16 protein-coding genes and 1 other annotated feature are annotated in these 16,350 nt (G+C 27.7%); of the genes, 11 read left to right on the plus strand and 5 right to left on the minus strand.

Annotated elements, in window-relative coordinates:
- Positions 1–79: 79 nt before the first annotated feature.
- Entirely contained in the window at positions 80–763 is a 684-nt protein-coding gene (locus BEN51_RS03620; protein WP_119864728.1) for a response regulator transcription factor, read from the minus strand.
- Between the two features lie 129 nt (positions 764–892).
- Between BEN51_RS03620 and BEN51_RS03625 the strand changes: the two genes are divergently transcribed.
- Genes BEN51_RS03625 through BEN51_RS03635 form a run of 3 tightly spaced genes read left to right on the plus strand, consistent with a single transcriptional unit; the run spans position 893 to position 3,883 of the window.
- Positions 893–2,131: a M16 family metallopeptidase gene (locus tag BEN51_RS03625; RefSeq protein WP_119864729.1), complete on the plus strand. Its 1,239-nt coding sequence runs from the start codon at positions 893–895 to the stop codon at positions 2,129–2,131.
- A 30-nt stretch (positions 2,132–2,161) separates the two neighbouring features.
- The gene (gene recX, locus BEN51_RS03630) at positions 2,162–2,800 is read left to right on the plus strand and encodes a recombination regulator RecX (protein ID WP_119864730.1); all 639 of its coding nucleotides are present in this window, start codon (positions 2,162–2,164) and stop codon (positions 2,798–2,800) included.
- Positions 2,801–2,818: 18 nt separating this feature from the next.
- Positions 2,819–3,883: a transglutaminase-like domain-containing protein gene (locus BEN51_RS03635; protein ID WP_119864731.1), complete on the plus strand. Its 1,065-nt coding sequence runs from the start codon at positions 2,819–2,821 to the stop codon at positions 3,881–3,883.
- A 99-nt stretch (positions 3,884–3,982) separates the two neighbouring features.
- Here the strand turns inward: BEN51_RS03635 and BEN51_RS03640 are convergent, their stop codons facing one another.
- Positions 3,983–4,339 carry a tetratricopeptide repeat protein gene (locus BEN51_RS03640; protein WP_119864732.1) on the minus strand — a complete coding sequence of 119 codons (357 nt, stop codon included), beginning with the start codon at positions 4,337–4,339 and terminating at the stop codon, positions 3,983–3,985.
- A gap of 181 nt (positions 4,340–4,520) precedes the next feature.
- Between BEN51_RS03640 and BEN51_RS03645 the strand changes: the two genes are divergently transcribed.
- The gene (locus BEN51_RS03645; RefSeq protein WP_119864733.1) at positions 4,521–5,465 is read left to right on the plus strand and encodes a carbohydrate kinase family protein; all 945 of its coding nucleotides are present in this window, start codon (positions 4,521–4,523) and stop codon (positions 5,463–5,465) included.
- A gap of 59 nt (positions 5,466–5,524) precedes the next feature.
- Positions 5,525–5,743, plus strand: a binding site (T-box leader).
- A 65-nt stretch (positions 5,744–5,808) separates the two neighbouring features.
- Positions 5,809–8,451 carry a valine--tRNA ligase gene (locus BEN51_RS03650; protein ID WP_119864734.1) on the plus strand — a complete coding sequence of 881 codons (2,643 nt, stop codon included), beginning with the start codon at positions 5,809–5,811 and terminating at the stop codon, positions 8,449–8,451.
- A gap of 161 nt (positions 8,452–8,612) precedes the next feature.
- Here the strand turns inward: BEN51_RS03650 and BEN51_RS03655 are convergent, their stop codons facing one another.
- Both BEN51_RS03655 and BEN51_RS03660 read right to left on the minus strand, forming a co-directional pair.
- Positions 8,613–9,431 (minus strand): CAP domain-containing protein, encoded by an 819-nt coding sequence (locus tag BEN51_RS03655; RefSeq protein WP_119864735.1) that lies wholly within the window; start codon positions 9,429–9,431, stop codon positions 8,613–8,615.
- Positions 9,432–9,684: 253 nt separating this feature from the next.
- Positions 9,685–10,116: a hypothetical protein gene (locus BEN51_RS03660; protein WP_119864736.1), complete on the minus strand. Its 432-nt coding sequence runs from the start codon at positions 10,114–10,116 to the stop codon at positions 9,685–9,687.
- Positions 10,117–10,296: 180 nt separating this feature from the next.
- Here BEN51_RS03660 and BEN51_RS03665 point away from each other — a divergent pair, with 180 nt between their 5' ends.
- The 6 genes from BEN51_RS03665 (at position 10,297) to BEN51_RS03690 (ending at position 15,773) form a co-directional block, all read left to right on the plus strand.
- The gene (locus BEN51_RS03665; protein ID WP_119864737.1) at positions 10,297–11,193 is read left to right on the plus strand and encodes an ATP-grasp domain-containing protein; all 897 of its coding nucleotides are present in this window, start codon (positions 10,297–10,299) and stop codon (positions 11,191–11,193) included.
- Positions 11,186–11,983 carry an ATP-grasp domain-containing protein gene (locus BEN51_RS03670; protein WP_119864738.1) on the plus strand — a complete coding sequence of 266 codons (798 nt, stop codon included), beginning with the start codon at positions 11,186–11,188 and terminating at the stop codon, positions 11,981–11,983. Before BEN51_RS03665 ends, BEN51_RS03670 begins: the two co-directional genes overlap by 8 nt.
- Positions 11,984–13,279, plus strand: coding sequence for a bifunctional folylpolyglutamate synthase/dihydrofolate synthase (locus tag BEN51_RS03675; RefSeq protein WP_119864739.1), 1,296 nt, complete (start codon positions 11,984–11,986; stop codon positions 13,277–13,279). It abuts the gene before it with no gap.
- 131 nt (positions 13,280–13,410) lie between these two features.
- Positions 13,411–14,118 (plus strand): purine-nucleoside phosphorylase, encoded by a 708-nt coding sequence (gene deoD, locus BEN51_RS03680; protein ID WP_119864740.1) that lies wholly within the window; start codon positions 13,411–13,413, stop codon positions 14,116–14,118.
- A gap of 218 nt (positions 14,119–14,336) precedes the next feature.
- On the plus strand, positions 14,337–15,263 hold the full coding sequence (gene cysK / locus BEN51_RS03685; RefSeq protein WP_119864741.1) for a cysteine synthase A: 927 nt from the start codon (positions 14,337–14,339) through the stop codon (positions 15,261–15,263).
- 78 nt (positions 15,264–15,341) lie between these two features.
- On the plus strand, positions 15,342–15,773 hold the full coding sequence (locus BEN51_RS03690) for an RrF2 family transcriptional regulator (RefSeq protein WP_119864742.1): 432 nt from the start codon (positions 15,342–15,344) through the stop codon (positions 15,771–15,773).
- Positions 15,774–15,966: 193 nt separating this feature from the next.
- On the opposite strand, the gene BEN51_RS03695 is transcribed toward BEN51_RS03690, so the two are convergent.
- Positions 15,967–16,218 (minus strand): TIGR03905 family TSCPD domain-containing protein, encoded by a 252-nt coding sequence (locus BEN51_RS03695; protein WP_119864743.1) that lies wholly within the window; start codon positions 16,216–16,218, stop codon positions 15,967–15,969.
- Positions 16,219–16,350: the final 132 nt, after the last annotated feature.

Consider the following 16,350-nt stretch of genomic DNA (forward strand, 5'->3'; position numbering starts at 1 on the left):
TAAATTTTGAAATATCATGCTAAATACTAGGAGAATAAATATTAAGGAGGAGGTTATAAGAAATAATTTACTTGATATACTAAATGTTAACTTTTTCTTCAAATCTATATCCACTTCCTCTTACAGTTACAATATAGCAGGCCTTTTCCTTAAGTTTTTCTCTTAGTCTTTTAATATTAGTATCTACAGTTCTTATGTCTCCATAATAATCAATTCCCCAAACATTATCTAAAATAGTATCTCTAGATAAGGCAATTCCTGCATTATCAGATAAGTAAACAAGAAGTTCAAATTCTTTTGGTGATAAGTTTATTATTTCTCCATTTACTTTGACTTCATGAGATAATTTATTTATTGTTAATCCATTAAAATCTTTTATACTTGAAAAATTTTCTTCATCAGAGGTCCTTTTAAGAAGAGCTTTTACTTTAGCAACTAACACTTTTGGAGAAAAGGGTTTTGTTATATAATCATCAGCACCCATTTCATAACCAAAAAGTTTATCTTCTTCCTGACCTTTCGCAGTGAGTAAAATTACAGGAACGGTAGAAACTTTTCTTATCATTTCTAAAACAGTTATACCATCAACTTTAGGCATCATAATATCTAAAATAACTAAGTCAATTTTATTATTAACAAAGTAATTTAAACCTTCATCACCATCGGCAGCTTCAATAATATTAAAGTCTTCTTTCAAAAAATAATCTCTAAGTAGAAATCTTATTCTAGTTTCATCTTCTATTATCAATATATTTTTTTTCATAAAGGCCTCCATAATAATTTCTTTTATAATTATTATAAGTGTGAAATCTTCTCTGGTAAAGATTAATTATTTATAATAGTATATAGTATGTAGACAAATTATTAGAGGGTAGATATAGGTGATATAAATATGTTTAAATTAAACTTTGACGTAAAAAGACATTATTTAGATAATGGTTTAGAGGTATTAACAATAAAGAAAGATACAAAGATAGCAGCAATAAATATAGGTGTAAAAGTTGGATCTTTATATGAAGATATGGATGAAAAAGGAATAGCACATTTTATTGAACATATGCTTTTTAAAGGCACAACAAAGAGAGATTATGAAGAATTAAATGATGAACTTGAATTTTTAGGGGGAGAGTACAATGCCTATACTGATTATACTGCTACAGTTTATACAATTAGCTGCTTAGAAGAGGAAATCCCAAATGCTTTAGATATCTTAGGAGATATGATTATTAATTCTTCTTTTAAAGATAAAGAAATAGAAAAAGAAAGGGGGGTTATTTTATCAGAAATAAGAAGCAGTAAAGATGATATAGAGGATTATAGTATTAGAAGAATAAATGAATGTGCTTTTAATAAAAGCCCCCTTAAGTATGATGTGGCAGGTATTGAAGAAAATATAAAAAAATATAAAAGAGGAGATTTAGTTGATTTTTATAAAAAATATTATATTCCTAATAATACTGTATTAGCTATGGTTTCTTCATACAGTCATGAAGAGGCATTGAAAGAAATAAAGAAATATTTTTCAAATTGGGAACATAAAGATTTAACATTAAGAGAAATAATACAGGAAAAAAATATTGAAAAAATATTTACAACTACAAAAAGCAATATAGAACAAAATACTATTGTTTATTTATATACTTTTAATGAATTAAATAAGGAATTAGAATTACCTCTCAAAATTTTAAATCATAGATTAGGTGAAAGTTCAAATTCCCTACTTTTCAGAGAAGTTAGAGAGAAAAGGGGATTAGCTTATGATATATATACAAGTTTAAACATGACAAATAATGTTAAGACTTTATATATATATACTGCGGTTTCAAAAAAAGATGTTGAAGCAGCAATAAAAGCTATTGATAAAACTATTTTATCAGTGAAAGAAGGAAATCTAGAATTTTGTGAAAGAGATTTAACTCTTATGAAGAAGATTCATAGAACTGCTGTAATATCAACTTTAGAAGATCCTTCAGAGCTTTGTAATTATATGCTTCATCAAGGACTAGATAATGAGGATTTATTTGAATTTGAAAAAGATATGGAAAAGCTAGATAAATTAGATATTAATAAGATTCAAGAAACTGCTAATATTGTTTTAAATAGGCCTACCATTCATATACTTAAATCGTGAACCATTGTTATAAAAGGCTGGTGGAATAAATTGAATATTATTACAAAAATTGAAGAGCAAAAGAAAAATAAAGATAGAGTAAATATTTATATAGATGATGAATATGCCTTTTCTTTAAGTAAAGAAGTATTGATCAAAGAAGGAATAAAGCTTAAAGAAAAAGTAGATATTGATAGAATTAAAAAAGCAGCTAAGGAAGATGATTATTTAAAATGTAAAAGTGCAGCTTTGAAAATCATTGATAGATCATATAAAACAGAAAAAGAAATTTGGGGGAAATTATTAAAAAAAGATTTTGATATTGAAACAATTAATAGAACCATTAGCTTTTTAAAAGAATATAATTTTTTAAGTGATATAGATTATGCTAAAATGTATATAAAAGACAAATCAAAATCCCAGGGAAAGAATAAAATAAAATATAATTTATTGAAAAAAGGTTTGAATGATACTTTAATCGAACAAGAAATATCTAAAATAAATAGTGAAGAAGAAGAGGAAACTGCTTATTATTTAGCTAATAAAAAATATAATATTTTAATAAAACGGGAAAAGGATAATTATAAATTATCTCAAAAATTATATAGATTTTTAGTTACAAGAGGCTATAGTTATGAAATAGCTTCAAAAGTTATTAAAAAGTTATTAAATCAGGATGATTTTTATTAATAAAAAGGAGAGTCCTAAATGCAGGAATATATTTCTTACATTCTTTGTGGAGTAATAATAATATTTTCAATTATATCAAGTATAAAATCTTCTTTAGAAGAAAAAAGTGTAAGAGATTCGTTAAATAAACTTTTTTACTATTTCTCAATCTTTTTAACCTTTTTTATATTAATAGTTAATTTAGAGAAAATATACCTATTCGTTTTACAAAACTTAAGTGTATATATTAGTATAGAAGAATTAAATAGTTTATTATTAAAGGTATTTATACTAGGAATAATATTTATTATTATCCAGAATACTATATATTTTGCTTTAAAGGTTATTAATAATATTATTTTTGCTCCCTATCAAAGCAATAAAACAGGAAAGTTTGTAATAGTTATTTTTTCTAGCTTTTTTGGTTTTTTAAAAGGATTAGTTATTATCCTTATGATGTTTATAGTTGTAAGTACCTATAATATCACTTTAGGATTAAATAATAAAATTGAAATTTTTAATAATATAAATGGCTATAATTCTTTAGAAAATATTATTCTAGTTAACAAACCAGTATTATCATATGATGATTTTAATGAATATCTTCCTAAAAATCCCAATGTAATAGTTTATTATAATGGGGTAACTTTAGAAGAAGGGGTAAATTCTAATGAGGAAATTAATTTGAAAGCTAAAGAAATTGTAATTGGAGCTGAAAGTGACAGAGAGAAAGCTAGAAGAATTTATGCATGGGTTGGTTCAAATATATCTTATGATTTTGATAAGGCAAAGAAGGTTCTTGCTGAAGAAGGAGTGAGTAACAGCGGAGCTATAGAAGCCTTTAATACAAGAAAAGGGATATGTTTTGACTATGCATGTCTATTTACGGCAATGGCAAGGGCGACAAACTTAAGAAGCAGAATAATTACGGGTGAAGCTTATGATGGAATAAACTTTGGACCCCACGCTTGGAATCAGGTTTACCTTGAAGATGAAGGTATTTGGATTAATGTTGATCCAACTTTCTATATGGCTGGTGACTATTTTGATAGTGAGGATTTTAATAGAGACCACTTAAATGCAGATATTGCAGGAGAGTTTTAGGCAGTTTTCAGCTTTCGGTTAATGATGATTTTCAACTGACTGAAAATCTGTAATAACTCCACACACTAAACTAAAAAAAGATTGCAAAGCAATCTTTTTTTATTGTGCTTTTTTATTCTTTTTAGCAATTATTTCAATTGCTTTTTTACAATCTTCGTCTGTATTATCTAATGACCAGGCTATATTAAAGTTAATTAAGGCTTTTTTAATTTCATTTTTCATTGCATAGCAATATGCTAAATTAAAGAAATACTTGCTTTCCTTTTGCATACTTATAGCCTTCTTGAAAAATGGAATAGCCCGATCGTATTCTTTTAGCTTAATATAACAAACTCCTAAATTATAATTTGCACAAGTTGTACTTTCTCCGTTTTCTATAGCTCTTTTATAGGAAGCAATTGCTTTTTCATAATCTTTTTTATTGTAGTAATTGTTGCCTTCAATAAAGTTGTTCATAGAAACCTCCTAGTATTGTAAAGCTGAATATTATAATTCTTAACACTATGGCGATTTAATATTCAATAAAGCTAAGCACAATATTCGACATAGTTTGCAAAACATCTTTATTTTTTAATATTTTTTTAATATAATAGTGATATGTTTTTATTTTTTGAGTATATAAATCAGGAGAGAGAATATGTGTAATAATAGTCCCTATATATTGGTTTTAGGAGCATCTATAGTAGATATTATTGGCTTTAGTAAAAAGCCCTATCATGGTAGAGATTCAATACCAGGAAGTATAAAGATATCTTTAGGTGGAGTTTGTAGAAATATAGCAGAAAATTTAGCAAGAGTAAATGTTAAAACGGAGTTTATCTCAATTATAGGTGGAGATAGTAACGGAAAACAAATTCTAGAAAATTCTAGAGAAATAGGTTATAGCATGGAGCATTCATTAATACTTAAAGAGGAATGTACGCCTACATATATGGCTATCTTAAATGAAGAAGGAGAAATGGAAGCTGCTATTGTAGATATGGAAAGTTTAAATAAGATGGAAACTTCCTTTATTGCTTCAAAAGCAGCTATTATTGAAAATGCAGAATACATAATTGTTGATGCTGATAATCCCAAATTACTAGAATATTTATTAATTAATTTTAGTCATAAAACAAGATTTATTTTAGATCCCGTTTCAGCAACTAAAGCTGAAAAAATTAAACATCTGATTAAGTATTTTCATACAATAAAACCAAATAGAATAGAAACTGAAGCTTTATGTGGTTTTAAAATAGAAAGTTATAAGGATTTAAAAAAGGCAGCAGATTTTTTCCTATCTTTAGGAGTAAAAAATGTATTTATTAGTTTAGATTCTGAAGGTATTTATTATAAGACAAGCACTGAGGAAGGAAAAATTGGAATAGAAGCAGTAAAAGTAAAAAATGTTACTGGAGCTGGTGATGCTTTTGTGGCTGGCGTAGGCTATGGTTATATGAATAATTTATCTATAAGGGATACGGTAAAACATGCTATAGCAATGTCAATAATTACTATAACTAATGAAAATACTATTAATTCGAATATGAGTGAAGAGTATGTTAAAGAAGCTATAGAAAAAATAAATTGGATAGAAGAATAATTTCTCGAACCAATGTTGACAAGAAAAATATAATATATTAATATTAGAAATAATTAAATAATTGAGCGATGATAAAGAGGAGTAGGGAATAGGAAGTATCAAAGAGAGGAAGGTTAGCAGCTGAGAGCCTTCTATACAGAATATCCTGAAGGTAGCTTTGGAGCATCTTTACTGAAATTTTAGTAAGTAAAGACGGTTATCTTAACCGTTAAAGATACAAGAGCCTATTAAATTTTTTAGTAGGAAAAAAGGTGGTACCGCGAGTCTTCGTCCTTTTGTGATGAAGACTCTTTTTTATTGTAAAATATAATAATTTTTAAATAGATTATAAGGAGGAAAAATAATGTCAGAGAAGAAAAATATTGCAACAACTTATGATCCTAAATCCTTTGAAGAAAGAATTTATAAGGAATGGGAAGAAAAGAAGTATTTTACACCGAAAATAGATAAAAGTAAAAAATCATTTTCAATAGTGATGCCTCCACCAAATATTACTGGAAAGCTTCACCTAGGGCACGCTCTTGATAACACCCTTCAAGATATGCTTATTAGATTTAAGAGAATGCAGGGATATTCAACTTTATGGCTGCCAGGTGAAGATCATGCTTCTATTGCAACTGAAGTTAAAGTAGAAAATGAATTATTAAAGCAAGGTCTTGTGAAGAAAGAAATGGGAAGAGAAGCCTTCCTTGAAAAAGTATGGGAGTGGGCTGATGAATATAGAGGAACTATAAGAAACCAGCTTAAAAAAATGGGTGTTTCTTGTGATTTTACAAGAGAAGCCTTTACAATGGATGAAAATTTAAATAAAGCAGTTAGAACTGTTTTTGTTAAACTGTATAATGAAGGATTAATTTATCAAGGAAATAGAATAACTAATTGGTGTCCAAAATGTTCAACAGCTTTATCTGATGCAGAAATTGAATATGAAGAACAAGAGGGATTTTTCTGGCATATAAACTATCCATTAGCTGATGGAACTGGTTATTTAGAAATTGCTACTACAAGACCAGAAACTCTACTTGGAGATACAGCTGTGGCTGTAAATCCAGAGGATGAAAGATATAAAGATTTAATAGGAAAAACTATTAAGCTTCCATTAACAGATAGAGAAATCCCAATAGTTGCTGATGATTATGTTGACATAGAATTTGGTACAGGAGCTGTTAAAATTACACCAGCTCACGATCCTAATGACTTCCAGGTAGGTTTAAGGCATAATCTTCCTCAAATTAGAGTTATGGATGATCATGGGGTAATCAATGAACTTGGTGGAAAGTATAAGGGCTTAGATAGATATGAAGCTAGAAAGCAAATAGTAAAAGATCTTGAAGAATTAGGATTATTAGTTAAAGTTAAAACTCATACTCATAATGTTGGAACTCATGATAGATGTAATACAGTAATTGAGCCAATAATATCAAAGCAATGGTATGTAAAAATGGAATCCTTAGCAAAACCAGCTATAGAAGCTGTTAGAACTAATAAGACTAAGTTTGTTCCAGAAAGATTTGATAAGATTTATTATAATTGGATGGAAAATATACAAGACTGGTGCATTTCAAGACAATTATGGTGGGGACATAGAATTCCAGTTTGGTACTGCTTAGATTGTAATGAAGTAATAGTTAGAACTGAAGCACCAGATGTATGTCCGAAGTGTGGATCATCTCATTTAAAACAAGATGAAGATGTATTAGATACATGGTTCTCATCTGCATTATGGCCATTTTCAACATTAGGCTGGCCAAATAAAACTGAAGACTTAGAATACTTCTATCCAACAAATGTATTAGTTACGGGTTATGATATTATATTCTTCTGGGTAGCTAGAATGATTTTCCAAGGCCTTTACTGTATGGGAGAAACACCTTTTGATACCGTATTAATTCATGGAATTATAAGAGATGCTCAAGGAAGAAAAATGAGTAAATCTTTAGGTAATGGTGTTGATCCTCTTGAAGTAATAGAAGAATATGGTGCAGATGCTTTAAGATTTATGTTGGTTACAGGAAATTCACCAGGAAATGATATTAGATATATTCCTGAAAGAGTTGAAGCTGCAAGAAATTTTGCTAATAAGATTTGGAATGCATCAAGATATGTTATGATGAATCTTGATGAAGAACTAATGAATAAGTATAAAGATTGTAAGGATTATAGCTTAGCAGATAAATGGATATTATCTAGAGTTAATTCCTTGGTAAAAGAAGTTACTGAAAACATGGAAAAATATGAACTTGGTATTGCTCTTCAAAAGGTTTATGATTTTATGTGGACTGAATTCTGTGATTGGTATATAGAATTATCTAAGGGAACATTATATAGCGATGATGAAAAGGCTAAGGGAGTTGTATATAACGTTCTTTATACAGTATTAACAACTGGACTTAAACTTCTTCATCCAGTAATGCCATTTATAACAGAAGAAATATATACTACTTTAACTGATGGAGAATCAATTATGATATCTTCATGGCCAGAATTTAAAGAAGAAAACAATAATATTAAAGCAGAAAAAGAGATGGAATTAATTATTGAAGCTATTAAAGGACTTAGAAATGTTAGAGCTGAAATGAATGTTCCACCATCAAGAAAAGCTAAGGTTATAGCTTATGCTACAGCTGAAGCTAAGGAAGCTTTTTTAGCTGGAGTTCATTATTTTGAAAAATTAGGTTCAGCACAAGAAGTTGAATTTATTGAAGACAAAGCAATGGTTCCAGAAAATGCGGTAGCTTTAGTTACTAAGGGTGGAGAATTATTTATGCCGCTACTTGACCTAGTTGATAGAGAAAAAGAACTTGAGAGATTAAATAAAGAAAAGAAAAAATTAGAAGCTGAAGTTGAAAGAATAGATAAAAAACTATCAAATGAAGGCTTCTTAGCAAAAGCACCTGAAGCAGTAATAAATGGTGAAAAGGAAAAGAGAGCAAAATATCAAGAAATGTTAGATGCAGTTTTAGTTAGAATTGAAAGTCTAAAATAAAATCTTTCAGCTAATAGATTTTAATTAAGATTAGTTGAATTATGAAATAAAAATAGCAGTCTCACAATTTCATTGTGAGACTGCTATTTTTTTATTTATCCCCTAAACTTCAAACTCCAAACTACTAACTCCAAACTTCAAACTCCACACTCCAAACTGTATTATCTGTAGAATTCTTGAGTTGCATAGTAAGTGTTACCTACCTTGTAAACTCCAACTCCAATGCTTGTAAAGTTAGTTGATAAGATGTTAGCTCTATGGCCTGATGAATTCATCCAGTTGTTCATAAATTGTTCAGCTAGAGCAGCATTTCCAGATCTACCTGAAATATATGCTATATTTTCACCCCAAGATCTATAGCTTACCCCGTCTGCCTGCATTTGTGAAGTTATTAATTGACCTTCTGGATTTCTATGATCAAAGTATCTTCTATCACCCATATCTTGTGATTTTAATCTTGCATAGTGTTCCATTGTATCATTGTATTGTAATGCTGTAAGACCAGCTGCAGCTCTTTCCTTGTTAACTCTTGTAAAGATAGCTTGTTCGATTTCTGCTATAAATTTATCTGAAGCTTCTTTTTGAGTGTTGTCTTCAGAATTATTATTTTCCTTACCTGTATTTGTTTCTTCAGGAGCTGCTGGTGTTTCTTCTTTAGCAGTATCTTCTTTTTTATCTTCTTCTTTTATAGGAGCCTCATTGCTTGTCCCATTGTCTTCCTTAGAATTATTATCTTCTTTGTTTGTATTTTCATTAGAATTGCTGCCAGTGTTGTTTTCGGCTGTATTTTCCTCTGGTTGTTTATTTTCATCTTCAATAATTACATTTGAATTATCTTTTGATGTATTGCAAATTTGTTCAATAATCTTTATTTGATCTGTTATTTTTATATTATTAAGGCATGAAGGTAAAGTTCCTGCTCCAATACCTGTTGTTAGACATCCTGATAATAAAAGTGACATTAATTTTAATTTAATCATATGTTAATTCCTCCTCAGAAATTTTTTGTTTCATCCGATGAACTTATAATAACACAGATAGGGGGGCTGCCCAATATGAGATGACTAGCAATTGAAGCATAAAGTAGAAGGAATAACAAAAATAGTGACTAACAACTTATATTTTCCAATAAAGTTGTTATATATGTATGTTTTTTGTAAAAAAATAAAAGATGTCATGAAAAACATCTTCTTTTAATTAGTAATCTATTTATTCATTTTAACTTAAAAATACTTAATACATTGATAATATAATTCTAGCAATATTGCTGTCGTTATTATGTTTAATTACTTCCTCTGCTATTTTCATTGCATCATAAGTTTTAATATATGGGGTCGGAAGTGTAGCAAAAATTAAATACCATTCTTTATATTGGAGATTATTATCTAGTTCAATAGCCTTCTTTATGTGATAAAATGATAAATTTTCAAATTCTATAGGCGTTAATACTATAAATAAATAGTATGATAATAAATAGTGTGAATAAGCTAATTCCTTAATCATCTTATTTTCTTCATAATAATGAAGTCTATTAATTAAGTAAAAATAAAATTTATTTTGAATAATATAGTCGTAGTTTTTTAAGTTTATTAATTTTCCTTCATCAATTTCAAAGATAGTACATTTATATAAATTTAAGTTTAATGCGTCTATTAAATTATTCATATCTTCCTCCTATTTTTTATTGTCTATTTTTAAATTATAATTCTTAATAGATAAAATTAAAAGAAAGCACTATAAATTATTTCAATAGAATTAATGCATTATATAATAAATTAACATATAATTTACTATGTATAATATCATTTGATGAGCTAGTATATTAATAAAGAAAGAAGTGATAATATGAAGGGCTGGATAATATATAGTGGAACTTTAAATATAAAAAAGATAGATGATTTAGTTGATTCATTTATAATTGAAGGAAAAAAACTAAATATAGAAATAGATAAAATAAAAAATACAGAATTACTTCCTATATATAATAATGAAGGAAAACCTGATTTGATATATTTAAAAAAAGTTAAGGAACCAAACTTTATTATTTTTTGGGACAAAGATATTTTTCTAGCAAAACATTTAGAAAACATGGGATATAGATTATTTAACTCAAGTAGTGCTATAGATTATTGTGATGATAAATGTCTAATGCATTTAATGTTGAGCAATAAAAATATAAGCATGCCGAAAACAATTATCTCTCCAATGATTTTCAATTATGATAATATAAATGATGATTATTTAATAGAAGTATTTAATATTTTTAAAAATAAGGTTGTTATAAAAGAGGCAAAAGGGTCTTTTGGAATGCAAGTTTATTTAATTGAAGAAAGAGAAGCTTTTATTAATAAGATAAAAGAACTTAATAAAAGAAATGTAAGATTTATTATTCAGGAAAAGGTCGAAGCTAGTTTTGGAAAAGATATAAGGGTTAATATAATAGGAAATAAAGTAGTTGGAGCAATGCTTAGAAAAAGCAGTAGCGATTTTAGGGCTAATATTACTCAAGGGGGAAAAGGGGAGATAGTAGTTTTAACTAAAGAGCAGGAAGAATTAGCATTAAAGGCCCATAAGACATTAGGTCTTGATTTTTCAGGTGTCGATTTATTGTTTGGTAAAGATAATAAACCCATATTATGTGAAGTGAATTCAAATTTGAACTTTTTGAGTTTTGAAAAGCTATGGGGAAAAAGCTTTGGCAGAGAGATATTAAAACATATAATAGGTGAATTAAATGGTTAATGGAATTATAATTTATGATAAAGCAGATATAGAAAGAAATAATGCTTATATAAAGTGGATGATTGATGAAGCTAAAAAATATGACTTAAATATAGAATTAGTTACTTTAAATGATATAAATTTTAATTACATTAAAGAAAAATATACTTTTGCTATTAATCGTTCAAGGAGTTACAAGCTGAGTGAAAAATTAGAAGATTTAAATATCAGAGTATTTAATAAAAGTCATTTTTGTATGTTAGGGAATGATAAGATAAAGGCTTATAAGTTTATAGATAATTTAAAAATTAATTATCCAATAGTATATAAAGAAATGAAGGAAATAGACTACAATAAGAAAATTATTGTAAAACCCAAAGATGGTCACGGTGGGAATAATATAAAATTTTTAAGTAGAAATGATGAAATTTTATTTGAAGAAAATGTTTATCAGGAATATATAGATGATTATATAGGTGATATAAGATTTTATATTGTAAATAATAAAATAATAAATTCTGTGATAAGAATTCCTAAAAAAAATGATCTTCTTTCAAATTTCTCTAAAGGAGGAGAAGTAAGAATATATAATTACACCGAAAGTAATAAAAAAGTTGTAAATAAAATTTTAAATGAAATAGAAATAGATTATGGCGGAATCGATTTTCTTCTTCTTAAAAATGGAGAAATATTTTTTAATGAATTTGAAGATGCTGTTGGCAGCAGAATGTTAAGTTATCTTGGAATAAACAATACTATGGATATGTTTTTAGATCATGTATGCAAGGAAATTAAAAAGGAGCTAGGATAGATGAAGGATAAGGATACATTAGAATATATTAAAACACTAAGAAAATTTGGCTCAAATTATGGATTAGAAAGAACAGAAAGATTATTAGAGCTTTTAGGTAATCCTCATAAAAAACTTAAGCTTATTCATATAGCTGGAACTAATGGAAAGGGTTCTACTTCCTCTATTATAGGAAGTATTCTTATTAAACATGGATATAAAGTTGGTTTTTTTAATTCTCCTCATTTAGAGAAAATGGAAGAGACAATAAGAATAAATAATATTAATATAAAAGAAGAGGAGTTAGTAAACTTATTTAAAGAAATTAGACCTTATGTAAATAAAGTTATAGAAGAGGGATATAGTCATCCTACAGAATTTGAAGTAATAACCTGCATTATGTTTCTATATTTATATAGGCAAGAAGTTGATTTTGGAATAATAGAAGTTGGCTTAGGTGGAAGAATGGATTCAACGAATGTAATAAAACCGATAATATCAGTCATAACTTCTATTAGCGTAGATCATATTAATATTTTAGGAAGTTCTTTGAAAGAAATTGCTTATGAAAAATCAGGAATAATAAAAGAGAATACTGATGTAGTTTCAGCACCTCAAAAAGAGGAAGTAGTTCAAGTTATAAAGAATACAGCAAAGGAACTAAATTCCAGAGTGGATATAATTTCTATAGAAGATGGAAAATTTATAGAGCTGTTAAGAGAAGATAAGCTTTTTCAAAGATGTTTAATTAGAGGAAAAAATAAAAATTATGATATTAAATTTCCTCTTCTTGGAGAGCATCAAATAATAAATTTAACTTTAGGACTAAGGGTAATAGAAACATTAGAAGTTTTAGGATATATAAAAGTTAACGAAGAAAAATTGCATGAGGGAGTAAAGGATGTATCTTGGAAGGGCAGAATGGAAATAATAAATGAAAATCCAAGATTTATAATTGATGCAGCTCATAATGTTGAAGGGATGGAGTTTTTGAAAAGGAGTATTGAAAATTATTTTGAATATGATAATATTTATTTAATTCTTGGTATATTAAAAGATAAAGAGATTGAAAAAATGGTAGAAATAATATCAAAGCTTCCTAAGGAAATATGTTTAGTAACCCCTTATTCAAATAGAGCATTAGAAGCTAAATACTTAAAGAATATAGTAAGAAAATATAATAAAAACTGTATTGATTTTTGTGATTATAATAATGCAATAAATTATATAAAAGAAAAGGCAGAGAAAAATGATCTTATTATTGCTGCTGGCTCCATATATATGATAGGTGAAATAAGAAAACTAATAAAAAAGTAGAAAAATTATTAAATTATAGGTAAAATGTAATTGTATAGATAAAATAGAATGCTTAGATTTTGTAAAATTATAATTTTATTGCTCTAGATAGTACATGGGGGAATAAAATTAATAAACAAGGAGGTTATAATATGGCAAAGCATTTACACATTATGGCTAAAGAAGGGTCAATTGCAGAAACAGTATTGTTGCCAGGAGATCCATTAAGAGCGAAATTTATAGCAGAAACATATTTAGAAAATCCAGTATGTTATAATGAAGTAAGAGGAATGTATGGATTTACTGGAACATATAAGGGAAAGAGAGTATCTGTTCAAGGTACAGGAATGGGGCTGCCTTCACATTCAATATATGTAAATGAACTAATTCAATTTTACGGAGCTAAGAGATTAATAAGAATAGGTTCTGCAGGATCTATTAATGATAATGTTAATGTAAGAGATATTGTTTTGGCTCAAAGTGCTTCTACAAATTCAGGAATAAATAAAAGAAGATTTAATAATCTTGATTATGCTCCGACTGCTAATTTTGAACTTTTATTAGAGGCTTATAATAAATGTAAAGAAAAAGGTGTTAATGTAAAAGTTGGTAATGTATTGTCCTCAGATTTATTCTATGATGATACAGGAATGGGAGTAAAGATATGGGCTGATTATGGATGTTTAGCTTTAGAAATGGAAACAGCAGAGCTATATACCCTTGCAGCAAAATATAAAGTGGAAGCGCTATCAATACTTACAATTTCTGATCATGTATTTAAGGGAATTGAAACAACACCTGATGAAAGACAAAAAAGTTTCACCGACATGATGGAAGTTGCTCTTGAATTAATAAAATAATGATAAAAAATCTATTAGATTACTATGTTATTCTAATAGATTTTTTATTTTATAATAATTATATTTGTTCTTGCAAATAATACTATTAAACAGATTTTACTTTATAAAAAATAAAATAAAAATAAATATGAAAAAGACTATTCACAAAATTGGAAAAATAGTATATCATATAAATATAATTAACATATCGGAAAAGTAGGAAATAGGAGGAAGAAGATATGAAGATAGCAAAAAGTTTAGTTGAATTAATAGGAAATACTCCATTATTAGAACTGCAAAACTATAGTAAAGAAAAGGGTGTTATAGGAAATTTAATAGTAAAACTTGAATATTTTAATCCAGGTGGCAGTGTTAAAGATAGAATTGCTATTGCAATGATAGAAGATGCGGAGAAAAAAGGATTAATTAATAAGGATACTGTAATAATTGAGCCAACAAGTGGAAATACAGGTATTGGATTAGCTTGGGTTGGGGCATCAAAAGGATATAAAGTAATATTAACTATGCCTGATACAATGAGTTTAGAAAGAAGAAATCTTTTAAAAGCTTTGGGTGCTGAATTAGTATTAACACCAGGAGCTAATGGTATGAAGGGTGCAATAGCAAAAGCAATTGAATTAAAAGAACAATATGGAAATGCTATTATCCCTCAACAATTTGAAAATTCATCAAATCCAGAAATTCATAGAAAAACTACAGCGGAAGAAATTTATAGAGATACTGATGGAAAGGTTGATATTTTTGTTGCAGGTGTAGGTACTGGTGGAACTGTAACAGGGGTAGGGGAAGTATTAAAATCAAGAAATCCAGACGTAAAGATAGTTGCAGTAGAACCTACTGATTCCCCAGTAATTTCAACAGGAAAAGCAGGTCCGCATAAAATTCAAGGAATAGGTGCAGGTTTTATACCTAAGAACTTAAATGTAGATATATTAGATGAAATTATAACTGTAAAAAATGAAGAAGCTTTCCAAGCATCAAAAGATTTAGCGAGAACTGAAGGTTTATTAGTTGGTATTTCTGCAGGAGCTGCAATTCATGCGGCAACAATTCTGGCGAAAAGGGAAGAAAATAAAGATAAAAATATAGTGGTTGTTTTACCAGATACTGGGGAAAGATATTTATCAACTGACTTATTTAAATAAATTTTATGAAAGTCATTGCTATTTTAAGCGATGACTTTTATCATATAATTATAGAATATATTAGAAAAAGGTGATTAAGTGAAAATTTCTACAAAAGGAAGGTATGGATTAAGAGCCTTAATGGATATGGCTATAAATGCAGAAAAAGAATGTATTACAATAAAAACAATTTCTGAAAGACAAAATATATCGGAAAGATATTTAGAACAAATATTTTCTTTACTTCGTAAGGGTGGAATAATCGTAGGGCGTAAAGGGGCTCAAGGAGGTTATAATTTAGTAAAGAAACAAAGTGAAATTACAATTGGTGAAATACTCAAGGTTCTTGAAGGTGAGAATATTTTTATAGATGTAAATAGCAATGAAGAAAATGAATTAGAAGACTTTATGAATAAAAATTTATGGAACAATATTAACAATTTGATTGAGGATTACCTTGAAACAATTACCCTAGAGGATTTAGTAAAAGATTATAATAAATCAACAGAAAATATAATTTACTATATTTAGAATGAGTAGCATTTGCTGCTCTTTTTTGTAGCTTAATAAAGTTGGCCTGAGATAGTTAATAAATAAGAGTAAGATATAAAAAGTAAGAAGAAATTAGTGATAAGGTAAGAAGTATAAGGTAAAAGTATGAAAGAAATGAGGTTAACTGAATAATACAGTTCCCTATAGAGAATTTACTTTTACCTTTTACTATTTATAAACTAGTGGCCTTAAATTCTTCTAAAGCTTTTGATAATTGATCAGGACAAGAGGTTCCTTTTCCTTTACAATCAATTCCTTTTAGTTTAGATATAGCATCATCTATTTTCATTCCTTTAACTAAAGCTGAAATTCCAAAAAGGTTTCCTGCACAGCCTCTTATAAATTCAACATTTTTTATCATATTACTTTCTACTTCTAGATGAATTTCTGTGGAACAAACTCCTTTAGTTTTATAAACAAACATATTATACCTCCTATTATATGTATTAAATAATACAATCTATATTATATATTTTTAACTAAAATAAATGAAGAAAAAAATGTGGAAATATGAAGCAAAAGAAAGGAAGTTGTCCCATTAATACATTTTATTCAT

Origin of the sequence: Clostridium isatidis, assembly GCF_002285495.1 — a bacterium.
Taxonomy (GTDB): domain Bacteria; phylum Bacillota; class Clostridia; order Clostridiales; family Clostridiaceae; genus Clostridium; species Clostridium isatidis.

Excerpts from the sequence above, each read along its gene's own strand:
- BEN51_RS03620 (WP_119864728.1), bottom strand. The coding sequence starts at position 763 with ATGAAAAAAAATATATTGATAATAGAAGATGAAACTAGAATAAGATTT.
- BEN51_RS03625 (WP_119864729.1), top strand. The coding sequence starts at position 893 with ATGTTTAAATTAAACTTTGACGTAAAAAGACATTATTTAGATAATGGT.
- BEN51_RS03635 (WP_119864731.1), top strand. The coding sequence starts at position 2,819 with ATGCAGGAATATATTTCTTACATTCTTTGTGGAGTAATAATAATATTT.
- BEN51_RS03640 (WP_119864732.1), bottom strand. The coding sequence starts at position 4,339 with ATGAACAACTTTATTGAAGGCAACAATTACTACAATAAAAAAGATTAT.
- BEN51_RS03645 (WP_119864733.1), top strand. The coding sequence starts at position 4,521 with ATGTGTAATAATAGTCCCTATATATTGGTTTTAGGAGCATCTATAGTA.
- BEN51_RS03650 (WP_119864734.1), top strand. The coding sequence starts at position 5,809 with ATGTCAGAGAAGAAAAATATTGCAACAACTTATGATCCTAAATCCTTT.
- BEN51_RS03655 (WP_119864735.1), bottom strand. The coding sequence starts at position 9,431 with ATGATTAAATTAAAATTAATGTCACTTTTATTATCAGGATGTCTAACA.
- BEN51_RS03660 (WP_119864736.1), bottom strand. The coding sequence starts at position 10,116 with ATGAATAATTTAATAGACGCATTAAACTTAAATTTATATAAATGTACT.
- BEN51_RS03665 (WP_119864737.1), top strand. The coding sequence starts at position 10,297 with ATGAAGGGCTGGATAATATATAGTGGAACTTTAAATATAAAAAAGATA.
- BEN51_RS03670 (WP_119864738.1), top strand. The coding sequence starts at position 11,186 with ATGGTTAATGGAATTATAATTTATGATAAAGCAGATATAGAAAGAAAT.
- BEN51_RS03675 (WP_119864739.1), top strand. The coding sequence starts at position 11,984 with ATGAAGGATAAGGATACATTAGAATATATTAAAACACTAAGAAAATTT.
- deoD (WP_119864740.1), top strand. The coding sequence starts at position 13,411 with ATGGCAAAGCATTTACACATTATGGCTAAAGAAGGGTCAATTGCAGAA.
- cysK (WP_119864741.1), top strand. The coding sequence starts at position 14,337 with ATGAAGATAGCAAAAAGTTTAGTTGAATTAATAGGAAATACTCCATTA.
- BEN51_RS03695 (WP_119864743.1), bottom strand. The coding sequence starts at position 16,218 with ATGTTTGTTTATAAAACTAAAGGAGTTTGTTCCACAGAAATTCATCTA.